At 60.4% G+C, this 19,945-nt stretch carries 23 protein-coding genes and 1 pseudogene; 13 read left to right on the forward strand and 11 right to left on the reverse strand.

All coding sequences use genetic code 11. The features are described 5' to 3' along the window. Positions 1 to 12: 12 nt before the first annotated feature. A complete protein-coding gene (locus KHP07_RS13990) occupies positions 13 to 855 on the reverse strand; it encodes a LysR family transcriptional regulator (RefSeq protein WP_214497365.1) in 843 nt (280 codons plus the stop codon). 111 nt (positions 856 to 966) lie between these two features. On the opposite strand from KHP07_RS13990, the gene KHP07_RS13995 reads away from it, so the two are divergent. Beyond that, entirely contained in the window at positions 967 to 1,692 is a 726-nt protein-coding gene (locus KHP07_RS13995) for an SDR family oxidoreductase (protein ID WP_214497366.1), read from the forward strand. A 65-nt stretch (positions 1,693 to 1,757) separates the two neighbouring features. Here KHP07_RS13995 and KHP07_RS14000 read toward each other — a convergent pair whose 3' ends face one another. From KHP07_RS14000 to KHP07_RS14015, 4 genes are read right to left on the reverse strand one after another with little or no spacing between them, the layout of a single operon-like run. Beyond that, complete coding sequence (locus tag KHP07_RS14000; protein ID WP_214497367.1) at positions 1,758 to 2,981, reverse strand: RNA polymerase sigma factor; 1,224 nt, start codon at positions 2,979 to 2,981, stop codon at positions 1,758 to 1,760. Beyond that, positions 2,978 to 3,457, reverse strand: a complete 480-nt coding sequence (locus KHP07_RS14005) for an SRPBCC family protein (RefSeq protein WP_214497368.1) — start codon at positions 3,455 to 3,457, stop codon at positions 2,978 to 2,980. Before KHP07_RS14005 ends, KHP07_RS14000 begins: the two co-directional genes overlap by 4 nt. A gap of 32 nt (positions 3,458 to 3,489) precedes the next feature. Continuing rightward, positions 3,490 to 3,834 carry a YciI family protein gene (locus tag KHP07_RS14010; protein ID WP_078049935.1) on the reverse strand — a complete coding sequence of 115 codons (345 nt, stop codon included), beginning with the start codon at positions 3,832 to 3,834 and terminating at the stop codon, positions 3,490 to 3,492. Positions 3,835 to 3,876: 42 nt separating this feature from the next. Continuing rightward, positions 3,877 to 4,296, reverse strand: coding sequence for a YybH family protein (locus tag KHP07_RS14015; RefSeq protein WP_099494333.1), 420 nt, complete (start codon positions 4,294 to 4,296; stop codon positions 3,877 to 3,879). Between the two features lie 147 nt (positions 4,297 to 4,443). On the opposite strand from KHP07_RS14015, the gene KHP07_RS14020 reads away from it, so the two are divergent. Together KHP07_RS14020 and KHP07_RS14025 are read left to right on the forward strand one after the other, a co-directional pair. Further along, on the forward strand, positions 4,444 to 4,932 hold the full coding sequence (locus KHP07_RS14020) for a GNAT family N-acetyltransferase (RefSeq protein ID WP_214497369.1): 489 nt from the start codon (positions 4,444 to 4,446) through the stop codon (positions 4,930 to 4,932). Between the two features lie 20 nt (positions 4,933 to 4,952). Beyond that, complete coding sequence (locus tag KHP07_RS14025; protein WP_099494331.1) at positions 4,953 to 5,558, forward strand: pyridoxamine 5'-phosphate oxidase family protein; 606 nt, start codon at positions 4,953 to 4,955, stop codon at positions 5,556 to 5,558. A gap of 43 nt (positions 5,559 to 5,601) precedes the next feature. On the opposite strand, the gene KHP07_RS14030 is transcribed toward KHP07_RS14025, so the two are convergent. Further along, positions 5,602 to 6,084 carry a GyrI-like domain-containing protein gene (locus KHP07_RS14030; protein ID WP_100492250.1) on the reverse strand — a complete coding sequence of 161 codons (483 nt, stop codon included), beginning with the start codon at positions 6,082 to 6,084 and terminating at the stop codon, positions 5,602 to 5,604. 196 nt (positions 6,085 to 6,280) lie between these two features. Between KHP07_RS14030 and alaC the strand changes: the two genes are divergently transcribed. Then, positions 6,281 to 7,492 carry an alanine transaminase gene (gene alaC / locus KHP07_RS14035; RefSeq protein WP_078049940.1) on the forward strand — a complete coding sequence of 404 codons (1,212 nt, stop codon included), beginning with the start codon at positions 6,281 to 6,283 and terminating at the stop codon, positions 7,490 to 7,492. A 155-nt stretch (positions 7,493 to 7,647) separates the two neighbouring features. On the opposite strand, the gene KHP07_RS14040 is transcribed toward alaC, so the two are convergent. Further along, on the reverse strand, positions 7,648 to 9,000 hold the full coding sequence (locus tag KHP07_RS14040; protein WP_069078116.1) for a GntP family permease: 1,353 nt from the start codon (positions 8,998 to 9,000) through the stop codon (positions 7,648 to 7,650). A gap of 84 nt (positions 9,001 to 9,084) precedes the next feature. After that, a complete protein-coding gene (locus KHP07_RS14045; RefSeq protein ID WP_034108975.1) occupies positions 9,085 to 9,618 on the reverse strand; it encodes a gluconokinase in 534 nt (177 codons plus the stop codon). Between the two features lie 223 nt (positions 9,619 to 9,841). On the opposite strand from KHP07_RS14045, the gene gntR reads away from it, so the two are divergent. The 8 genes from gntR (at position 9,842) to KHP07_RS14085 (ending at position 16,756) form a co-directional block, all read left to right on the forward strand. After that, positions 9,842 to 10,873 (forward strand): HTH-type transcriptional regulator GntR, encoded by a 1,032-nt coding sequence (gntR, locus tag KHP07_RS14050; protein WP_177409545.1) that lies wholly within the window; start codon positions 9,842 to 9,844, stop codon positions 10,871 to 10,873. A 297-nt stretch (positions 10,874 to 11,170) separates the two neighbouring features. Beyond that, complete coding sequence (locus KHP07_RS14055) at positions 11,171 to 11,590, forward strand: hypothetical protein (protein WP_214497370.1); 420 nt, start codon at positions 11,171 to 11,173, stop codon at positions 11,588 to 11,590. 454 nt (positions 11,591 to 12,044) lie between these two features. After that, on the forward strand, positions 12,045 to 12,284 hold the full coding sequence (locus KHP07_RS14060) for a DUF6124 family protein (protein ID WP_099494327.1): 240 nt from the start codon (positions 12,045 to 12,047) through the stop codon (positions 12,282 to 12,284). 190 nt (positions 12,285 to 12,474) lie between these two features. Further along, the gene (locus tag KHP07_RS14065; protein ID WP_214497371.1) at positions 12,475 to 13,107 is read left to right on the forward strand and encodes a glutathione S-transferase family protein; all 633 of its coding nucleotides are present in this window, start codon (positions 12,475 to 12,477) and stop codon (positions 13,105 to 13,107) included. Positions 13,108 to 13,122: 15 nt separating this feature from the next. Next, positions 13,123 to 13,860, forward strand: a complete 738-nt coding sequence (locus tag KHP07_RS14070; RefSeq protein ID WP_214497372.1) for an NAD-dependent epimerase/dehydratase family protein — start codon at positions 13,123 to 13,125, stop codon at positions 13,858 to 13,860. A gap of 138 nt (positions 13,861 to 13,998) precedes the next feature. Then, positions 13,999 to 15,414 (forward strand): MFS transporter, encoded by a 1,416-nt coding sequence (locus tag KHP07_RS14075; protein ID WP_214497373.1) that lies wholly within the window; start codon positions 13,999 to 14,001, stop codon positions 15,412 to 15,414. Positions 15,415 to 15,688: 274 nt separating this feature from the next. After that, positions 15,689 to 16,117 (forward strand): hypothetical protein, encoded by a 429-nt coding sequence (locus KHP07_RS14080; protein ID WP_214497374.1) that lies wholly within the window; start codon positions 15,689 to 15,691, stop codon positions 16,115 to 16,117. 141 nt (positions 16,118 to 16,258) lie between these two features. Further along, positions 16,259 to 16,756 (forward strand): hypothetical protein, encoded by a 498-nt coding sequence (locus KHP07_RS14085; protein ID WP_214497375.1) that lies wholly within the window; start codon positions 16,259 to 16,261, stop codon positions 16,754 to 16,756. A 91-nt stretch (positions 16,757 to 16,847) separates the two neighbouring features. Here the strand turns inward: KHP07_RS14085 and KHP07_RS29900 are convergent, their stop codons facing one another. The 3 genes and pseudogenes from KHP07_RS29900 to KHP07_RS14095 form a co-directional block, all read right to left on the reverse strand. Next, positions 16,848 to 17,417 carry a methyl-accepting chemotaxis protein gene (locus tag KHP07_RS29900; protein ID WP_371858026.1) on the reverse strand — a complete coding sequence of 190 codons (570 nt, stop codon included), beginning with the start codon at positions 17,415 to 17,417 and terminating at the stop codon, positions 16,848 to 16,850. After that, positions 17,391 to 18,212, reverse strand: a pseudogene (locus KHP07_RS29905) (PAS domain-containing protein); the annotation flags it as partial. The pseudogene KHP07_RS29905 and the gene KHP07_RS29900, both read right to left, overlap by 27 nt. A gap of 122 nt (positions 18,213 to 18,334) precedes the next feature. Further along, a complete protein-coding gene (locus KHP07_RS14095) occupies positions 18,335 to 19,204 on the reverse strand; it encodes a LysR family transcriptional regulator (protein WP_078049947.1) in 870 nt (289 codons plus the stop codon). A 96-nt stretch (positions 19,205 to 19,300) separates the two neighbouring features. Here KHP07_RS14095 and gstA point away from each other — a divergent pair, with 96 nt between their 5' ends. Further along, positions 19,301 to 19,903: a glutathione transferase GstA gene (gene gstA / locus KHP07_RS14100; protein ID WP_214497377.1), complete on the forward strand. Its 603-nt coding sequence runs from the start codon at positions 19,301 to 19,303 to the stop codon at positions 19,901 to 19,903. Positions 19,904 to 19,945 lie beyond the last annotated feature (42 nt).

The following is a 19,945-nucleotide window of genomic DNA, read 5'->3' on the forward strand; positions in this document are numbered from 1 at the left end:
CCCTCGATAGGGTCAGGCCGCGACGCGTTGCGGCGGGCGGTGGGTCTGGAAGTATTCGTGCAGGGCACGTAGTGCGGGTAACGCCAGTGCTTGCGCGGCGAAGCACAATCCGACTCGGCGCGTGGGGGCCGGCAGGTGCCATTCGCGAATCACCACGCCTGCGCGCTCCGCCGCCAATGACTGCGGCAACATTGCCACGCCCACACCGGCCGCCACCATGTGCAAGGCCTGGGTCAGCGAGCCGGCATGCCCGGCCACTGATTGCGGCGAGCGACCGTACAGGGCCATCAAGCGTTGATGGGAATCGTGTTGCGGGCAGGTGATCCAGTCTTCAATCGGCGCCCACGCCTGTTCCGCTCCCGCCTGCGCCATCGGGTGCGCGGCAGGCAAGGCCATCACGTAGGACTCTTCCCATAGCGGCAGGAACAATTCGTCCTCGCAGCACATTTCCTCCACGGCCAGGCGTCCTTCGCCTTGGCAGCCCTCCTGCAAGGTCAGCAGTAATCCGGGCAGGCCTTGGTGCGCCATGCGCAGGAAGGTTTCGATCTGGCTGTCGGCAATATCGCCCTCCACCCCCAGCTCCAGGGCGATGCGATTTTCGCCTCCGCGAAACAGACGGCTCAACCCCTCGGCTTCCGCCACCATGCGCCGCGCCTGGGGGTACAACACTCGCGCTTCGGCGCTGACCTCCACACCACGCGGCTGGCGCAGGAACAGCGCCACGCCCAACTCCTCTTCCAGTTGCTTGATGGTCACCGACAGGGTCGGCTGGCTGATAAACAAGCGCTGGGCTGCGGCGGTGATATTGCGTTCTTCAAAGACCGCGAGAAATGCCTTGAGGTGACGAACATCCATAGCTGAATCCGATGGCTGACAGAGGAATAAGGCATTTTTCAGCCCTGGCGGCGCTAAATATACTGCGCCCACGATCCAGTTATCGATTTTTCTTATTGCAGGAGTCCACCCATGAGCAAGCCATTGGTCATCATTACCGGCGCCAGTTCCGGTATTGGCGAAGCCACCGCCCGCCTATTGTCAGCCGCCGGCCACCCGCTGTTGTTGCTGGCGCGTCGCATTGATCGCCTCAACGATCTGGGCCTGCCAAACACCTTGAACCGTGGCGTCGACATCACCGACCGCGCCGCCCTGGTCGCCGCGGTGCAAGAAGCCGAAGCCCAGTTCGGCCCCGCCGACGCACTGATCAACAATGCCGGCGTGATGCTGTTGGGCGCGGTCAGCGAGCAAGACCCGGCGCAATGGGCGCAGATGCTCGACGTCAACGTGAAGGGCCTGCTCAACGGCATTCACGCCGTGGCGGGCAGCATGGTTGCGCGCAAGGGCGGCACGATCATCAACGTCAGCTCGGTGGCCGGGCGCAAGACCTTCCCGAATCACGTGGCGTATGTAGGCACCAAGTTCGCCGTGCATGGGATTTCGGAAAACCTGCGCGAAGAATTGTCGCCAAGCAACGTGCGCGTGATCACCATCGCCCCGGGTGCAGTGGAAACCGAACTGCTCAGCCACACCACCGACGAGGCGATCAAGAGCGGCTACCAAGCCTGGAAACAGGACATGGGCGGCACCGTGCTCAGCGCCGATGACGTGGCCTCGGCGATTGCCTATGCCTACCAGCAACCGCAGCATGTGTGCATTCGCGAGATCGTGTTGGCGGCGACGCGTCAGCAGCCGTAACCCGGATATTGCAAACAACGCGGTTCAATGTGGGAGCTGGCTTGCCAGCGCCTACATGTGGATCATCAGTGTTGACGGGATTGCAGCTCGGCCAGGCGCTTTTCGAGGAAGTGTTTTTCCGGGGCTTGCTGGGTCAGTGACAGGGCTTTTTCGTAGGCTGCGCGCGCCTCCTCGACGCGCCCCAATTGCCGACAAAACTCGCCCTGCGCCGAATGCGCCAAGTGGTACTCCAGCAACTCGCCCCGCGCCAGAATCCCCTCCACCTGCTGCAACCCTGCCAACGGACCGTCCCGCATGGCCAGCGCCACGGCGCGGTTCAGTTCGATCACCGGTGAGGGCACGGCCCTGAGCAACACATCGTAGAGCCCGACGATTTGCGGCCAGTCCGTTTCATCTGCACGCGTGGCTTCGGCATGCACTGCCGCGATGGCCGCCTGCAAGCCATACGGGCCAAAGCGCCGAGTGCCCAGCGCCTGCTCTGCCAACGCGCAGCCTTCGGCAATCAGGGCTGCGTCCCACAGCGAGCGGTCCTGCTCATTCAGCAGCACCAACTCTCCGTTGGCCGAGGTGCGCGCCGAGCGGCGGGATTCATGCAACAGCATCAGCGCCAGCAGCCCCATCACTTCCGGCTCGGGCAGCAACTCCATGAGCAAACGCCCCAGTCGAATGGCTTCGCGCGTCAACTCTTCACGGGTCAGGTCAGCGCCCATGGACGCCGAATACCCTTCGTTGAACACCAGGTAAATCACCCGTAACACGCTGTCCAGTCGCTCGGGCAATTCATCACGGGATGGCACCTGATAAGGGATTTTCGCCTCGCGGATCTTGCCCTTGGCCCGCACGATGCGCTGGGCAATGGTGGTGGGCGTGGCCAGGAATGCCCGGGCGATTTCCTCGGTGGTGAGGTCGCAGATCTCACGCAAGGTCAGCGCGGCCTGGGCATCCGCCGCCAGCGCCGGGTGGCAGCAGGTGAAGATCAGGCGCAGGCGGTCGTCTTCCACGTCTTCGTCACTCCAGTCAGCCGCCTCCAGTGCGTCGGCCTGCTCCTGCAACAGCGGGGTAAAACGGGCCTGGCGGCGCAGCCGGTCGATGGCCTTGAAGCGCCCGGTGGACACCAGCCACGCCCGTGGATTGTCCGGCACACCGTCCAGCGGCCACCGTTGCACCGCGACCAGAAAGGCCTCGTGCAGGGCCTCCTCGGCCAATTCGAAGTCGCCCAGCAAGCGAATCAGCGTCGCCAGTACCCGGCGCGATTCGCTGCGGTAGAGAGCATCGATCGCGAGGGTCAATCGCCCATGCCCTGGGTCACCAGCGTCACCAGGCGGTCCAGGCTCTGGCCCCAGCCATCGTGAAAGCCCATGGCTTCGTGCGCCTGTTTGTCTTCGGCGCTCCAGTGCATGGCGCGGGCGGTGTAGAGGGTCTTGTTGCCTTCGACTTCCTGCAGGGTCACTTCGGCGGTCATGAACGGCTTGCCCGACGGAATCCAGCCCGGCGCGAAGGCGTCCGTGAACACCAGCCGCCGTGGCGCGACGATTTCCAGGAACACGCCTTGGGTCGGGTATTCGGCGCCGTCGGGCGCGCGCATCAGGGTGCGGAACAGGCCACCGACCCACAGGTTCATTTCGCACTCGGGGGTGGTCATGCCGTGGGGCCCCCACCATTGCTGGAGCAAGCTGGGCTCGGTCCAGGCACGGAACACGCGGCTGCGCGGTGCATCGATGACGCGGCTGATGGTCAGTTCAAACTCGGCAGGTTGCGTAGACATGGGGTAAACCTCTTGAGTCTTATGGTTGTTGTTCAGAGATTCAATTCGCGCACGGGGCGCACTTCCACACTGCCAACCCGGGCAGCCGGAATACCGCCGGCCACCTGGATCGCTTCGTTCAAATCCCGCGCCTCGATCAGGTAGAAGCCGGCGAGCTGCTCCTTGGTTTCGGCAAACGGCCCGTCGGTGATCGACAGCTTGCCATTGCGCATGCGCACGGTGGTGGCGGTGGCGACCGACTCCAGCGCTTCGGCGGCCAGCATGCGCCCACTGCCGTGAACGGCTTCGGCGTAAGCATGGCATTCCGGGTCCTTGGGGCTGTCGGGCAGGCTGTGCAGCAACGCTTCGTCGCTGTAGACCAGGCACAGGTATTTCATGGCGTTCTCCGTTTTCGGACTACTGACTATAGATCGCGGTGGTCAAGGTTTCAGGTCAAACAGACCGGCGCCGGTTGCCATGTCGAACGGCGCAGACCAATGCTCATGCACCACCTTCCACTGGCCATTGATGCGCTGGTAGCCGGCCGTCACACGCATCCAGCAGGTCTTGAGCACGCCATCCGGACCGGTGCCACCGCAGTGGGCAAGCCAGTGGGCAAAGGCGCTGTCGTCTGCGGCGACGATCTGCAGCTCATGAAAGTCAAACACGCCGGGGCCAGGGCAGAACTCCATGCACGCCTTCCAATGCGCCTGGTAGGCGGCCTTGCCCTTGAATTGCAGGGCGCTAACGGCGTCGAACGCGACGATATCGTCGGCGTAGAAGCTGACAATTTTGTCGACGTCCTTTGCGGTGACGGCGTGTTTCCATTGCTCGATCAGGGTGCTGATGGCGGTGCTCATGGTGAGACTCCTTCGGGTGGAAAAGCGCGGAATACACCCTTAATCGAACAAGCCAGCGGCAAATCGACAAGCCACTGAAAAATAATTTCGCCCCCGGCAAACCCGCTAGAATCCACGCCTCTTTGTAGGATTTCGGATGCGCCACCGATGGAAACCCACCTCGTCCCCTATGAGACGCTGAGCCTTGTGCAGAAACAGCAACTCGACACCCTGCAAGTGCATCCCGAGCAACTGGCGTACTCCGGTGATATCTACTGTGCGCTGAACAGCCTGCTGGTCAACCCCAACCCCGGCGCCATCAAAGGCTTCGCCCTGCTCGCCGACGACCTGCCCGTGGCCTTCCTGCTGCTCAAACGCCCACCCTGCCTGCCCCACTGGGCCGATGAACACAGCGCGACCTTGCACGCGTTGCAGGTGGATAGGCATCAACAAGGGCGCGGATTCGGCAAGGCCTGCTTGCAAGCCCTACCGGCGGCAGCACTGGAAGCGTGGCCGCAGATCAAGGGCCTGGAATTGTCGGTGGACGCCGACAATGTGGCGGCGACGGGGTTGTATCTGAGAGCTGGGTGGGTGGACAGCGGGGAGGCGTATAAGGGGCGTATTGGGTATGAACGCCGGCTGGCGTTAGTATTTTGAACGATAAGGAGGTGGTAAGCATGCTGACAACCCTCGAACAACTCGAAACCCTCTACGGCCTTCCCCACGAGCGCGCCGTGCGCAAGGAAATTCCGTTTCTCAACGAGGACTACCAGGCCATGGTGCGGGCCTCGCCGTTGGTGGTGGTGAGTTCGTCCGGGCCGGAGGGTATCGACGGTTCGCCGCGCGGTGATGTGCCGGGGTTTGTGCGGATTGTGGATGAGCGCACCTTGGCGATCCCGGACCGGCCGGGGAACAATCGCCTGGATACCCTGCGCAACCTGGTGCAGGACCCGCGCATTGCGTTGCTGTTCATCATCCCGGGGGTCGGCGAGACCTTGCGTGTGAACGGCCGGGCGCAGATTTCCATCGAGCCGCAGCTGCTGGAGAGTTTTGCAGTGAACGGCAAACCGGCGCGCTCGGTGATTCTGGTGCAGGTGGAGGCCGCATATTTCCACTGCTCCAAGGCGTTTGTGCGCTCGGACTGCTGGAACCCCGAGAAGCATCTGGACCGCTCGGCATTGCCGTCGGCGGGGGCGTTTCACAAGCGGCTCAACGATGGGCAGTTTGACGCCGAAGCCTATGACCGGGAGATGCCCGAGCGAGTCAGAAGCACGCTGTATTGATACCACTGCAGGAGCCGGCTTGCCGGCTCCTACGCGGTCGTGGTCAGCCTCGTTCGCCCACGGGCAGCCAGATCTCTACCGTACCGGTGCCTTTGCGCGCGTCAAAGTCGGCGCTGTAGCGCTCGAAATCCGCGCCCATCACCTTGTAGCCTGAATGCGGCAGCCATTCGAACATGATGCGCTCGTACGTTTGCTCCAGTGCCTGCACCGGCCCGTAATGCGCGAACACGGCATAGTTGAGCGGCGGAATCTCGATGGACTCGAAGTTGCTTGGTACGTCGCCTTTGGTGGGGACTTCGACCCCGGCCATGTAGTCGAATTCGCCATGCTTGGGGTTATGGCAAACACCATAGGTCACACCCCCCACGCGCTTTTTGATGTCCTTGATGCAGGTGTCGAACAACTCCCACAGCTTGGGGATATCGCCCACGGTGGCCTTCGAATAACGCCCTTGCACCCCGGCGATCACCAGGGCTTTACCGGCTTCCATGCGTGGCTCTAACGGTTGTTTTGTCTGCTGATCCATACGAACAGTCTCCTTCTTATGAGGGAACAAACCCGCATCGAGTATAGGGGCATATCCACGCTGTACTCCATGTAGAAAATTTTCCTGCGCATCTGGACAACTGGCCATCATCGACCGTATTGTCTGCCCCGCAGGCCACCGCAGTGGCCGACGTCGCTCGGACGGTTCCGGGCGCTTACGTACTCTCGAGGCAACAATGGCCGACCAAGGTTCGCCGCGCCGCTTTGCGCGCATAGATCGACTCCCCCCGTATGTTTTCAATATCACTGCCGAGCTGAAGATGGCTGCGCGTCGGCGCGGCGAAGACATCATCGACTTGAGCATGGGTAACCCAGACGGCGCCACGCCTCCCCACATCGTGGAGAAAATGGTCACCGTCGCCCAGCGCGAAGACACCCACGGCTACTCCACCTCCAAAGGCATTCCGCGTCTGCGCCGGGCTATTTCGCGCTGGTACAAGGACCGCTATGAAGTGGACATCGACCCCGAGTCGGAAGCCATCGTCACCATCGGTTCCAAGGAAGGCCTGGCGCACTTGATGCTGGCCACCCTGGACCAGGGCGACACCGTACTGGTGCCCAACCCCAGCTACCCGATTCATATCTACGGTGCCGTGATTGCCGGCGCCCAGGTGCGCTCGGTGCCGCTGATTCCGGGCGTGGATTTCTTCGCCGAACTGGAACGCGCGATTCGCGGCTCGATCCCCAAGCCGAAGATGATGATCCTCGGTTTCCCGTCCAACCCGACCGCGCAGTGCGTGGAACTGGACTTCTTCGAGCGCGTGATTGCGCTGGCCAAGCAGTACGACGTGCTGGTGGTGCATGACCTGGCCTATGCCGACATCGTCTACGACGGCTGGAAGGCCCCGTCGATCATGCAGGTGCCCGGTGCCAAGGACATCGCGGTGGAGTTTTTCACCCTGTCCAAGAGCTACAACATGGCCGGCTGGCGCATCGGCTTCATGGTCGGCAACCCGGAACTGGTCAACGCCCTGGCGCGGATCAAGAGTTACCACGACTACGGCACCTTCACCCCGCTGCAGGTGGCAGCCATTGCGGCACTCGAAGGCGACCAGCAATGCGTGAAAGACATCGCCGAGCAGTACCGCCAACGCCGCAATGTGCTGGTCAAGGGCCTGCATGAACTGGGCTGGATGGTGGAAAATCCGAAGGCGTCGATGTACGTCTGGGCGAAGATTCCCGAGCAGTATGCCGCCCTGGGTTCGCTGGAGTTTGCCAAGAAGTTGCTGCTGGAGGCGAAGGTGTGTGTGTCGCCGGGCATCGGCTTTGGCGAGTATGGCGATGATCACGTGCGCTTTGCGCTGATCGAGAACCAGGACCGGATTCGCCAGGCGGTGCGCGGGATTCGCGGGATGTTCCGGGCGGATGGGCTGGTCACCAAAGCCTGACGCAATCCACCTGTAGAAAGGTGATCAAAAATGTGGGAGCTGGCTTGCCTGCGATAGCATCACCTCGGTGTATCTGCTACACCGAGGTGTCTGCATCGCAGGCAAGCCAGCTCCCACATTTGATCGGGTTACCACATGGGTAACGGTGGTGCGGCTTAGACCACCAACGACAACAACATAATGAAGATCAGGGCCACGATAGACAGGATGGTTTCCATCGCCGTCCAGGTCTTGAACGTCTCGGCCACGGTCATGTTGAAGTACTGCTTCACCAGCCAGAACCCGGCATCGTTGACGTGAGACAGGATCAACGAACCCGCCCCCGTCGCCAACACCAACAGCTCACGGTTAACCCCCGGAATCATCCCCACCACCGGCACCACGATACCCGCGCCAGTAATGGTGGCCACAGTGGCCGAACCGGTTGCCACACGAATCACCGCCGCCACCAGCCACGCCAGCAGGATCGGGTTGATCTGTGCATTCACCGCCATGTGGCCGATCACATCACCCACGCCGCTGGTCACCAGCATCTGCTTGAAGCCACCACCGGCACCGATGATCAGGATGATTGCAGCGGTCGGCGCCAGGCTGGCGTCGAGCAGCTTGAGGATCTGCTTGGAATGGATGCCCTGGCGATGGCCAAAGGTGTACAGCGACAGCAGCAACGCCAGCAACAGCGCGGTGATCGGGTGACCGATCATGTCCATCCAGTTGCGCACCACATTGCCTTCGGCAAACGCGATGTCGGCGAAGGTTTTCAGCAGCATCAGGAACACCGGCAGCAGCACGGTGACCAGGGTGATGCCAAAGCTCGGCAGGTCTTTGTTCTCAGGTTCGCGGGCCAGTTGATCGACCAGTTCCTGGGACGGGTTGCCCGGGATGTACTTGGCGATGAACGTACCGAAGATCGGGCCGGCGATGATGGCGGTCGGCAAAGCAACGATCAGGCCGTACAGGATGGTCTTGCCGATATCGGCGCCAAACACGCCGATGGCCAGCAACGGGCCGGGGTGCGGTGGCACCAGGCCGTGTACCGCCGACAGGCCGGCCAGCAGCGGGATGCCGATCTTGATCAGCGACACACCCGTACGGCGCGCGACGATGAACACCAGCGGGATCAACAGCACAAAGCCGATCTCGAAGAACAGCGGGATGCCCACCAGGAACGCGGCGAACATCATGGCCCACTGGACCTTCTCTTTGCCAAAGGCGCGGATCAGGGTCTGGGCGATCTGGTCGGCACCGCCGGATTCGGCCATCATCTTGCCGAGCATCGTGCCCAGCGCAAGGATAATGCCGACAAAGCCGAGCACCCCGCCGAAACCGTCCTGGAACGCCTTGATAATCTTGTCCACGGGCATGCCCGAAGTCAGGCCGAGGAAGCCGGCCGCGATGATCAGCGCAATGAACGGGTGCACCTTGAACTTGGTGATCAGAACGATCAACCCGATGATGGTAACGACTGCGTCAAGCAGTAGGTAGGACTCGTGGGACATGCCAAACATGGGGGGTCTCTCCTGTTTGTTGTTGTTATTAAAGCGGGTGTTGAATTTCCTGCCGGGGATAGCGCTATCTTTTCCGGCAAAAAATTATTTGGATGGTTCAAAACCGTGTTGCAGCCACCAGGCGTTGGTCTGCTCGGCCAGTTCCTCGACGCTGTCTTCACTGGCATTGAGGGCCAGGGTCAGCGGCTCGCCCTTGGGCGATTCAAGGGTGGCGAACTGGCTGTCTATGAGACTTGCCGGCATGAAATGGCCGGGGCGATGGGACACCCGGTCGGCAGCCACGGCGCGGGTCAGCTCCAGAAACACGAAACCCAGGCCCGGCGCAGCTTCGCGCAGGTGGTCGCGGTATTTTTTCTTGAGGGCTGAACAGGTAAGTACGGGGTGCTCGCCCGCTTTGAGCGAACGGCGCAGTTCATCGCACAGGATGTCGAGCCAGCCGGCGCGGTCGTCGTCGTTGAGGGGGTGTCCAGCGCTCATCTTTTCGATGTTGGCGGCGGGGTGAAAGCTGTCGCCTTCGATGGCAGTCGCACCGTTCAGGCGGCACAGGGCCTCGCTGACGCTGGACTTGCCACAGCCGGAAACACCCATGATGACCAGGGCGGTAACAGGTTGACTCATGAAACACCTCAGGACGCAGATAGCGCTACCTTTGCACGCTGTAAGGCTAGTGCAAAAACAGGCTTTTCCCGCGCCGTCTTGTCTTTTTTTGGGAGTGACGCGTGCATCCTCTCCAAGCGGCTTACTCAAATTCAGACCGGATCAGGCAACCCGTTATTCAAGAATTTGCAGCCCTCTGGAGACAGCGCTACCTTAGTGCCTCGATTTTTGTTTGGCAAGCTGCCTGATGACCTCCAAGAACGATAAAAAATTGCGCACCACGGGTCGCCCGACCCTCAACGAAGTCGCCCGCCTGGCGGGCGTCAGCCCGATTACCGCCTCCCGGGCCCTGCGCGGTATCAGCACCGTCGCCACCGAACTGGTGGAAAAAGTGCAGCAGGCCGCCGCCGAACTGAACTACGTGGTCAACCCCGCCGCCCGCGCCCTGGCCTCGGCCCAGAGCCATTCGGTCGTGGTGTTGGTACCGTCGCTGTCCAACCTGCTGTTTATCGAAACCCTCGAAGCCATCCACCAGGTGCTGCGGCCCAAGGGCTTCGAAGTGCTGATCGGCAACTCCCACTATTCCCGTGACGAAGAAGAAAACCTGCTGCGCAACTACATGGCCTACCAGCCACGGGGGTTGTTGCTGACCGGGTTTGATCGCACCGAAAGCGCCCGACGGATGGTCGAGGCCAGCCATGTGCCTTGCGTGTACATGATGGATTTGGACCCGAACGCCGGCGTGAACTGCGTAGGGTTCTCGCAATTGGCGGCGGGCGAGACGGCGGCGGCGCACCTGCTGTCCCGTGGGCGCAAGCGCCTGGCGTACATTGGCGCGCAGTTGGACCAACGCACGCTGCTGCGGGGTGAAGGTTTCCGCCGCGCACTGCAACAGGCCGGTATGTATGACCCGGCGCTGGAACTGCTGACACCGCGCCCCTCCTCCGTGGGCCTGGGTGGCGAGTTGTTCTTGCAGCTGCTGGCGGCGCATCCGGACGTGGACGCGATCTTCTTCGGCAACGACGACTTGGCCCAGGGCGCGCTGCTAGAAGCCCTGCGCCATGGCATCAAAGTGCCGGAGCGTGTGGCGGTGCTGGGCTTCAACGACTTGCCGGCGTCGTCGTTCATGGTGCCGCGCCTGAGCAGCATCAGCACCCCGCGCGAAGCGATTGGCCGGCGTGCCGCGGAGCATTTGTTGACGATCATGGCGGGCAACAAGATCGCCAAGCCGGTGGTGGATATGGGGTTTGAGTTGCAGGTGCGGGAGAGCACGTGAGCTTCTAGCCGACCATAATTTTGAAGAGTTGAACGTGCTCTGATAGGCAAGGCCGTGGACAACACATCCCGCGCCACTGACACAAAGATTGCACCTGGAAAGGCGTGCCCTCTGAGGTGCAAATTCTTCTGTTTAACGCTTCAAAAAAGCTTTTAGCCTAGCCATTACCCCACAATAAAAATACTGTCAACTATGACAGTAGACAATGCCTCACTTACGACGCCTAATAAGGAGGACGATAGTATTAGTTAAACTATAAAACTGTGAGCACTTTAAACAAACAAAGGAGCTTCACTCATGATTTTTTATACAGACAAAAAAGACGACCCCTTTTCAGTTGGGAGTTTCAACATAACAAAATCGCCAAACGGTCCATTTATCGCCGACCAAGTGAGAATGTATAAAGACAGCGGATATCTCTTTGTCAAAGGGAACAAAATACTTGACAGTGGTGAATGCACAGGAGTAAGTATATTATTTCGTGATATGGAAGGAACATTCACGGGCAACTTTGGCGACCCTGTTGAAACACCATGGGGTTACCACAATATAGGCAACTGGTCGCACTCTGCTCGGCGCGGAAAAACAACACACACCTACCTCGACAAGCCTAAACATGTAACTGGCAAATTTAGTTTTATCATAAGTATCAGCGGTACAGAATATGAGTGTGAAGGCGATTTCAACGTACAAGGGCTTATAAATCCCTCCCCCTAATTCACTCCCTTTTACAACTCACTGCTTTCCGGCTCTATATTAGAAAGTTAGAGCCGGACCCTCTTCAGAGAGGCGTTAGCCCTCGCCCAGCAACCTCAGGATCTCGCGAACCAAGAACAGTTTCAGTATCGTCGAATCAGCTGAAGGTAAAGTTAGCTGCTAAACCATAAGTTTGTTCATACCCCCCCTATTGACACAATGGGCATAAAACTCTCGCAAACCGTAAATCCGGTGGTGGATATGGGTTTGAGTTGCAGGTGCGGGAGAGCACGTAGGACGCCTGTAGGACGCGACTGACATTGCGGTAAGCGCCTTGCCCGTTTGCCTACGCTTACGTCAGAATCCGCCGGCTTGTGCGCCTGGGTGGGGGGCTCTAAGGTTTGCCGGTCGCTGAATGTCTCGGTGATCGGGTTTAGTAGCCCACTTTTGGACCTCCTAAACCAGGAGCACTGCTTTGATCAAACAAATCGAAAATCCGCCAAGCACGCTGTTCACCGTCATCCCCGATATCCCGATCGAAACCCTGCTGATCAATAGCTACGAAACCGTGTGTTCCGTCAGCACCCTGTTGCTCGACCTGTCCGACGACCTCACCGGCAAGCAACGCGATGTCGCGCTGGCCATTCACCAACTCAGTGAGCTGAGCGTGCTGTTGGTGGGCAAGGCGATGGACCAGCACACGCCACGCTGTTAAGGCCCTACTCGGTCAAAATGTGGGAGCGGGCTTGCTCGCGAATGAGGTCTGTCAGCACCAAATAAGCTGGCTGGTCTACCGCATTCGCGAGCAAGCCCGCTCCCACAGTTTTTACAGTGCCCACTTGGAAATATCGCCGTAGCCGCCTGCCCCTGCTAGATTGGCTGCTCTCCACCGCCAGGGAAGCACCATGGGACACTCACTGAAAATCTTGGGCCGCACGTCCTCTATCAACGTGCGCAAAGTACTCTGGACCTGCCAGGCACTGGGCATCGACTACCAGCGCGAAGACTGGGGCATCGGCTTCAAGCCCACCCAGTCCGCCGAATTCCTGGCCTTGAACCCCAACGCCCAGATCCCCGTGCTGATTGACGACCACGGCGTGCTGTGGGAGTCCAACACCATTTGTCGCTACCTCGTAAACCTGTACCAGCGTCATGACCTGCTGCCCGCCGAGCCGGCACCCCGTGCCCGGGTCGAGCAATGGATTGACTGGCAAGCCATCGAACTCAACCGCGCCTGGGGCGACGCCTTCACCGCCCTTGTGCGCAACAACCCGGACGGCCTGGACGCAACGCAGATTGCCGCCGCCGTGCAGCGCTGGAATGACAGCATGGGCATTCTCGAACAACAGCTGGCAAAGACAGGGGCCTACGTGGCCGGCGACGAATTCACCCTCGCCGATATCCTTATCGGCCTCTCGGTGCACCGCTGGCAGATGACGCCCATGGAGCGCCCGCCCTACCCCGCCATTGCGGCGTACTATCAACGCCTCGGCCAACACGCCGGGTTCAAGACCTTCGCCCTCGACGGCCATCACTAACCACAAGGACTACACGTGAAAGGACTCAACGTACTGCTCACCGGCGCCTGCGGCAGAATCGGCAAGACGTTTTTCGAGGCCTCGCAAGACCGCTACCGCTTCACCCTCACCGACCGCGTCACGCCGGACTTCGACCTGGGCGAGCACCGCTTCGTCCACGCCGACCTCAGCGATCGATCCAGCCTGGCGGCATTGCTCGAAGGCATCGACGTGATCGTGCACCTGTCGGGCATCCCCCACGCCAGCGCGTCATTCGAAGAACTGCTGCCCAACAACATCCTCGCCACCACCTACCTGTTCGAAGCTGCCGTGGCCGCTGGCGTGAAACGCCTGGTGTTCGCCAGCAGCGCGCAAACTATCGAAGGGTACCCGGTGGACCGCCAAATCACGCCTGGCATGCCCGTGATGCCCGCCAACCTGTATGGCGTGAGCAAATGCTACGGCGAGGCGCTGTGCGGCTACTACGCGGCAAAAACGCTGTTGTCGACCATTGCCCTGCGTATCGGCGCCTTCGAATTCCGCGAAACCCACGACCTCAACAACACCCGCGACCTCAGCGCCTGGCTCAGCCCGCGTGATGCGGTGCAGTTGCTGCAACGCTCGGTAGAAGCCGAGGGCGTCAAGCACCTGATCGCCCATGGCATTTCCAACAACCGCTTCAAACGCCTGGACCTCAGCGAAACCACGCGGGTGCTGGGCTACCAACCGGTGGACGACGCATTCCAGACGTTCGACATACCCATCACCTTCTGAGCGCGCGCCATAAAACCCTGAAACATAACGCCGGCGCGCAATAAATCAGCGAATCGGCGTGTCAACGGGCGCAACTTCACACGCGCAGATTTCCGTTAGCACGCTAAGATTCCAGGTCACTGCCCCTGGAATATGCCCATGTCCACACTCAACGCCCGCGCCACCGACGGCATCGACCCCCTCCGCGCCGCCCACATCAGCGCGCGCATCGACCGCCTGCCAGCCGTCGCCACTGTGTGGCGTCTGGTGGCGCTGCTGTCGATTGGCGGTTTTTTCGAGCTGTATGACCTGTTCCAAACCGCCTACATCAGCCCCGGCCTGATCAGCGACGGGATTTTCCACACCGGCAGCCAGGGCGTGTTTGGCTTCTCGGACCAGGCCGCCTTTGCCTCGGCGACCTTCCTGGGACTGTTCCTCGGCGCCAGCCTGCTCAGCCCCATCGCCGACCGCTTCGGACGGCGGGCGATCTTCACCTTTGCGTTGATCTGGTACACCGTCGCCACCGTGTTAATGGGCATCCAGACCTCGGCGCTGGGCATCATTTGCATGCGCTTTTTGGTGGGCATCGGGCTGGGTATCGAACTGGTAACCATCGACGCCTACCTCTCGGAACTGGTGCCCAAGCGCATGCGCAGTTCGGCGTTTGCCTTCGCATTTTTTATCCAGTTTTTGTCGGTGCCGGCGGTGGCATTGATGTCGTGGTGGCTGGTGCCCCAGGCGCCGTTCGGCGTGTCAGGCTGGCGCTGGGTAGTGCTGAGCAGTGCGGTATTTGCACTGTTTATCTGGCAACTGCGCAAGCGCCTGCCGGAATCCCCGCGCTGGCTGGCGCAGAAAGGCCGCTTTGAGGAAGCCGGCACGATCATGGACAACCTGGAGGCGCGCTGCCAGAAAGATCACGGCAAACCGCTGGATGAGCCCGAGCCCGAAGCCGTCAGCGTGCAGGGCAGCGGCCGCTTTGCCGATATCTGGCAACCGCCGTACCGCCGCCGCGCGTTGATGCTCATCGTGTTCCATGTGTTCCAGGCCATCGGCTTCTTCGGCTTCGGCAACTGGTTGCCCGCGTTGCTGTCAGGCCAAGGCGTGAGCGTGACCCACAGTTTGCTCTACGCCTTTATCATCACCCTCGCCTACCCCTTGGGGCCGCTGCTGTTCGTGAAGGTGGCCAACCGCTTTGAAAACAAATGGCAGATCGTCGGTTCGGCCCTGGGCGCGATGATCTTCGGCAGCCTGTTCGCCCTGCAAACCACGGCGGTGGGGCTGGTGTTTTGCGGCGTGATGATCACCTTCTGCAATGCCTGGCTGAGCTTCAGCTATCACTCGTACCAGAGCGAACTGTTCCCCACCAACATCCGGGCGCGGGCGGTGGGCTTCTGCTACTCGTTCAGCCGCTTGTCCACGGTGTTCAGCAGCCTGCTGATCGGCTTTATCCTCGAACACCTGGGCACGCCGGGCGTGTTGGCGTTCATTGCCAGCAGCATGCTGATCGTGATGATCACCATCAGTTGGTTCGGGCCGCGTACGCGAAACCTGGCGTTGGAGAATATCGCTCACTGACGGTGAACGTTGACCATCTCTAAAAGCTGGCACTATCCACCTGCAGAGATACTGTGACAAATCACAGAGAAGGGCTTCATCCTGACCTGACCTTCCAGCCGCAAGAGATGGCTGACCAAAAGGTAGATAGCGTGTCATCTCCTGTGCCTTGCCCCTTTCACTCAGGCGCTTACCTGTTATTTCTGACAGTAGACATCCCCTACTGGTCTCGCTCTACTAAGGTGTAGGCGCGTCCACCCAGGGCCGCCATTTTGTGAATAGCAAGGAGCTAGACATGAAAGAGAGAAAGGCGGACCACCGCCAGGAACGGGCGTCAGTGGGGTGGTTGGTATCTTCAAGTTTCGAAGGTGATATCAACACCAAAGATGTCAACTATCGCCAATCACCTGATGATTTGACGTTGTATGGTATACAGCAGACAGACAGCGACAACTTTATAGGTATCCAAATCAATTTCCCCGTCAACATACGAACTGGCCTACATGAGCTACCTAGCAGAACGATATACGTCGCGTATTTTCGCCAAAGCGGTCACCACCGAACACGGTTCGATGCGAAAAGCGGCGAGCTCTTCCTGACTAAATGGGATGATCCTAATGCGCATGCGGAGGGAAAATTCCGTTTCACAGCCGCTGTGGATGGCACAGACCACTCATTCGATGGATCATTTTCCATTCGTTGGGACGGCGCAGGCAAAACCTGATAACACCAGCGGCAAGAGTTGGCCTTAGTGAGGTCAGTTTTTGCCGCTTTAACCGCGCGTGCCCACGTAAATGCTGGATCAACTGGCCGGCACACTATTTGCTCCACCTGTGGCACCGAACATTTCCCCAGGTGACCGATCATGCTGGTTAACAACAACACCCAAGCCGTTTCGACTGTTCAACAGATCAAGCGACCCGACATGGATCCCGCCAACGCCGCCGCCAGCGCGCTGTACAGCGGTGCCCTGCAAGCCGCGCAGCAAAGCGTGACCGTGCCCGCCGCGCAGAAGGAACTGGACAAGGCCGCCGACCGCATCGACGAAGCCTTTGCCAAGACCCGCGTGCAGCTGCAGACCAGCGCGTCGACCAGCGATGTGCCGGCGACCAGCGCCGCTTCCGGTGCACGCTCGGAGTTCACCGACTATATGAGCAAATCCCCGGCCGAGCGCGTCCGTGACCAACTGCTCAAGGAGCAGGGTTTGACCGAGGCGGATTTGCAGAACATGTCGAAGGAAAAGCAGGATGCCTTCTCCAAGCAAGTGGCCGAGCGCTTGAAGCAACAGCAAGAACAGCAGGTAGCCGCCAAAACTGCTGACCCGCAGGCCCAGACAGTCAAAGAAACCCTGGCCGCAATCTAACAGCCCCCCAAGTCACTGTAGGAGCCGGCTTGCCGGCGATAGCGTTCTCAAGATCGCCATCGCCGGCAAGCCGGTTCCTACAGGGTTTGGGTTATTGCAGTTGTAACGTCGAGTTGAACTGACCGATCGCATCCACCACATGCCGTGACCCCTCCTGAATTTCCAGGATCACCTGCCCCGCTTCATTCGCCAATTCCACCCCCAGCCCCGTGCGGCTTAGGCTCGACTGCATGCTCGACACCGCGCTCAGCGACAGGTCGTGGTTTTTGCGCACCACATCGACAATTTCCACCGTCGCCTGGCTCGTCCGTGCGGCCAGGCTGCGCACCTCGTCAGCCACCACTGCAAAGCCGCGCCCGTGTTCGCCGGCCCGCGCCGCTTCAATCGCGGCGTTGAGCGCGAGCATGTTGGTCTGCTCGGCAATGCTACGGATGGTCTGCACGATGGCGCCAATGATGTCCGATTGCTTGCTGACTGCGTCGATACTCACGGCGGCCTGGTTCAAATCGTGGGAAATTTCTTCGATGATCTGCACGGTTTGCTGCACCACCTCCGACCCCTTGCGGGCGCAGGCGTCGTTTTGTACAGAGGTGGCATGGGCCGAGTCGGCGGCGTTACGCAGGGTGGTGACCTGGTCGGTGATGTCGCTGGCGAACTTCACCACTTTGTACAGGCGGCCATTGGTGTCGAAGATCGGGTTGTAGGAGGCTTCCAGGAACAGGGTCTTGCCGTATTTGTTTTTGCGCTCGAAGCGGTGCGAGTGGTATTCGCCACGATTGAGCGACGCCCAGAACGCCTTGTAGGCCGGCGATTCCACTTCATTGCGGTGGCAGAACATGCTGTGGTGCTGGCCGACGATTTCATCCAAGGAATACTGCACGGTCTTCAGGAAGTTTTCGTTGGCGTTGATGATCTGGCCCTGCGGGGTGAACTCGATCACCGCCATGGAGCGGCCAATGGCATCGATCAGGCTCTGGTTTTCATGCTCGTGATGGACTCGCGCAGTAATGTCCGACGCGACTTTGATTACGCTCTGAACGTAATTGTCCTTGTCCAGCACCGGCATGTAGCTGGCTTCCAGCCAGACTTCCTGGCCGTGCTTGTTCAGGCGCATGAAGGTGCCACTGAGGGCCTCGCCCCGCGCCAGGTCGCGCCATAGCTTGGCGTAGGCATCGGTGTGGGTGTAGGGCTCGTCGCAAAAGAGGCGGTGATGTTTACCGCGTATTTCCTCGACGCTATAGCCCATGGTTTTGCAGAAGTTGTCGTTGGCGTCGAGGATCACGCCACTGGGGTCGAACTCGATCATGGCCATGGAACGGCTGATAGCGGCGAGTTTGGCGTTGGATTCGGTGAGTGCGCAGGAAAAACGTTCGATTTGTTGCAGGTCGGATTTGTGATGGCGGTTGAACATTGTCAGATCACCCTTGATTCCCGGCGCCCGTAAGGCGCATTCCATTCTTTTGTTGGCTATTGCTGGCACACCTTCATGGGGAAATAACCATCCGAATCGCTTTATATGCCAAGCGTCATCAACGGTTCCGGGTGAGCATAGACAGGGCTTGGCGCTATGCAAGGCCACTAGTCAGCCAGCATTTTTAACAATGCGAGGGCCGCGGCTGACAGCGGGCGATCCGGCGAGCCGACCAAGGCAAATTCGCGGTGCAGCGGCACATCCAACGCCATCACGCGCAGGCCCTTGCGCTGGGACGGCAAGGCCATTTCCGGCACCAGTGTGACGCCGACGCCCTCACGCACCAGGCTGAAGGCACTGTTCCATTCACGCACCTCAACGCGTACATCGCGCAGGGTCAGCCCGGCGGCGGCGCCCAGGCTGCGGGCATTAGCGGTACAGCCACCGGTAGCCAGCACGAAAGGCTGCTCAAGCAATTCCTCAAGCGACACCGTGGCATCGGCGGGGCGTTGCGCCAGCGCGTGCTCCACTGGCAGCACGGCCATCCACAAGTCACGGCCCAACACCGTCGCATTGCGCTCGGGCGTGGGGTTGAGCACCACGCCCAAGTCGATAAGGCCGGTGTTGAGCAGGGTGAGCACTTCGTTGTCAGTGACATCCAAGGTGGTGACGTCGATACCGGGATAGAGCTGCGCAAAACGCTGCAATGCGGGTGTCAGAAATGTCGCCAGCACCATGGGGAAACTGGCGATGCGAATCGTCCCACGCAACATGGGCCTGGCTTCGTCCACGGTGCTACGAATCGCCTGCAACGCCCCAAGCATGACTCGCGCCTGCTCGATCACACTCAAGCCCAGGGCGGTGGGCAAGGTCTTGCGCGGTTCGCGGGTAAACAGCTGCGCGCCCAGGGTCGCTTCCATACCGGCCATCGCCTGGCTGGCGGCGGATTGGGTCATGCCCACGCGCTCGGCGGCGGCGGTGATACTGCCGTGATCGGCCACGGCCACCAGCAAGCGCCAGTGCATCAGGTTCATCATGGCAGTAGCTGTCCTTATGGCAGGGGTCTGAACGTTTAATTTTACGCACGGTGCCACGCCCGCGAGACTGGCGCAAATTCAACGGAGCTGCCCCAGATGAAACTGTATTTCTTCCCCCACGCCTGTTCTCTCGCACCGCATATCGTGCTGCGCGAATTGGCGCTGCCGTTCGACCTGGTCTTGGTGGATAACCAAGCCAAGACCACCGCCGACGGCGAAGACTTCCTGCAGATCAACCCCAAGGGCTACGTCGCGGCGCTGAAACTGGACAACGGCCAGGTGCTGACCGAAGCCAGCGCGATCCTGCAATACCTGGCCGACCTGAAACCCGCCGCAGGCCTGGCACCGGCTAATGGCAGCTGGGAACGCGTGCGCCTGCAGGAGTGGCTGAACTTCGTTGCCACCGAGATTCATGGCGGCTTGGCGGTGTTCTTCAACGGCGCGATCCAGGGCGAGGTGAAAGCGGCATTCCAGGCCACGCTGTTCAAGCGTTTCACGGTGCTGGTGCAGACGCTGGAGCGCCAGGATTACCTGTTGGGTGCGCAGTACTCGGTGGCAGATGCCTACCTGTTTGTGGTGCTGCGCTGGGCGGCGTTTCACGCGATTGATTTGGATAAGTGGCCGGCGCTGGCGGCGTTTCAGCAGCGGGTGGGTGAGCGGCAGGCGGTGATTGCGGCATTGGCCGCCGAGAATCCATAAGGCAAACGCAGCCCCTGTAGGAGCCGGCTTGCCGGCAATGGC

The organism is Pseudomonas sp. VS40 (genome assembly GCF_018587885.1).
Classification (GTDB): domain Bacteria; phylum Pseudomonadota; class Gammaproteobacteria; order Pseudomonadales; family Pseudomonadaceae; genus Aquipseudomonas; species Aquipseudomonas pergaminensis.

Coding starts and splice junctions, on each gene's coding strand:
- KHP07_RS14080 (WP_214497374.1), top strand. CDS start 15,689: ATGAAAGAGAGAAAGGCGGACCACCGCCAGGAACGGGCGTCAGTGGGG.
- KHP07_RS14010 (WP_078049935.1), bottom strand. CDS start 3,834: ATGAAATACCTGTGCCTGGTCTACAGCGACGAAGCGTTGCTGCACAGC.
- KHP07_RS13990 (WP_214497365.1), bottom strand. CDS start 855: ATGGATGTTCGTCACCTCAAGGCATTTCTCGCGGTCTTTGAAGAACGC.
- alaC (WP_078049940.1), top strand. CDS start 6,281: ATGGCCGACCAAGGTTCGCCGCGCCGCTTTGCGCGCATAGATCGACTC.
- KHP07_RS14005 (WP_214497368.1), bottom strand. CDS start 3,457: ATGTCTACGCAACCTGCCGAGTTTGAACTGACCATCAGCCGCGTCATC.
- KHP07_RS14030 (WP_100492250.1), bottom strand. CDS start 6,084: ATGGATCAGCAGACAAAACAACCGTTAGAGCCACGCATGGAAGCCGGT.
- KHP07_RS14045 (WP_034108975.1), bottom strand. CDS start 9,618: ATGAGTCAACCTGTTACCGCCCTGGTCATCATGGGTGTTTCCGGCTGT.
- KHP07_RS14075 (WP_214497373.1), top strand. CDS start 13,999: ATGTCCACACTCAACGCCCGCGCCACCGACGGCATCGACCCCCTCCGC.
- KHP07_RS13995 (WP_214497366.1), top strand. CDS start 967: ATGAGCAAGCCATTGGTCATCATTACCGGCGCCAGTTCCGGTATTGGC.
- KHP07_RS14065 (WP_214497371.1), top strand. CDS start 12,475: ATGGGACACTCACTGAAAATCTTGGGCCGCACGTCCTCTATCAACGTG.
- KHP07_RS14095 (WP_078049947.1), bottom strand. CDS start 19,204: ATGATGAACCTGATGCACTGGCGCTTGCTGGTGGCCGTGGCCGATCAC.
- KHP07_RS14015 (WP_099494333.1), bottom strand. CDS start 4,296: ATGAGCACCGCCATCAGCACCCTGATCGAGCAATGGAAACACGCCGTC.
- KHP07_RS14020 (WP_214497369.1), top strand. CDS start 4,444: ATGGAAACCCACCTCGTCCCCTATGAGACGCTGAGCCTTGTGCAGAAA.
- KHP07_RS14055 (WP_214497370.1), top strand. CDS start 11,171: ATGATTTTTTATACAGACAAAAAAGACGACCCCTTTTCAGTTGGGAGT.
- KHP07_RS14040 (WP_069078116.1), bottom strand. CDS start 9,000: ATGTTTGGCATGTCCCACGAGTCCTACCTACTGCTTGACGCAGTCGTT.
- KHP07_RS14085 (WP_214497375.1), top strand. CDS start 16,259: ATGCTGGTTAACAACAACACCCAAGCCGTTTCGACTGTTCAACAGATC.
- gstA (WP_214497377.1), top strand. CDS start 19,301: ATGAAACTGTATTTCTTCCCCCACGCCTGTTCTCTCGCACCGCATATC.
- KHP07_RS14025 (WP_099494331.1), top strand. CDS start 4,953: ATGCTGACAACCCTCGAACAACTCGAAACCCTCTACGGCCTTCCCCAC.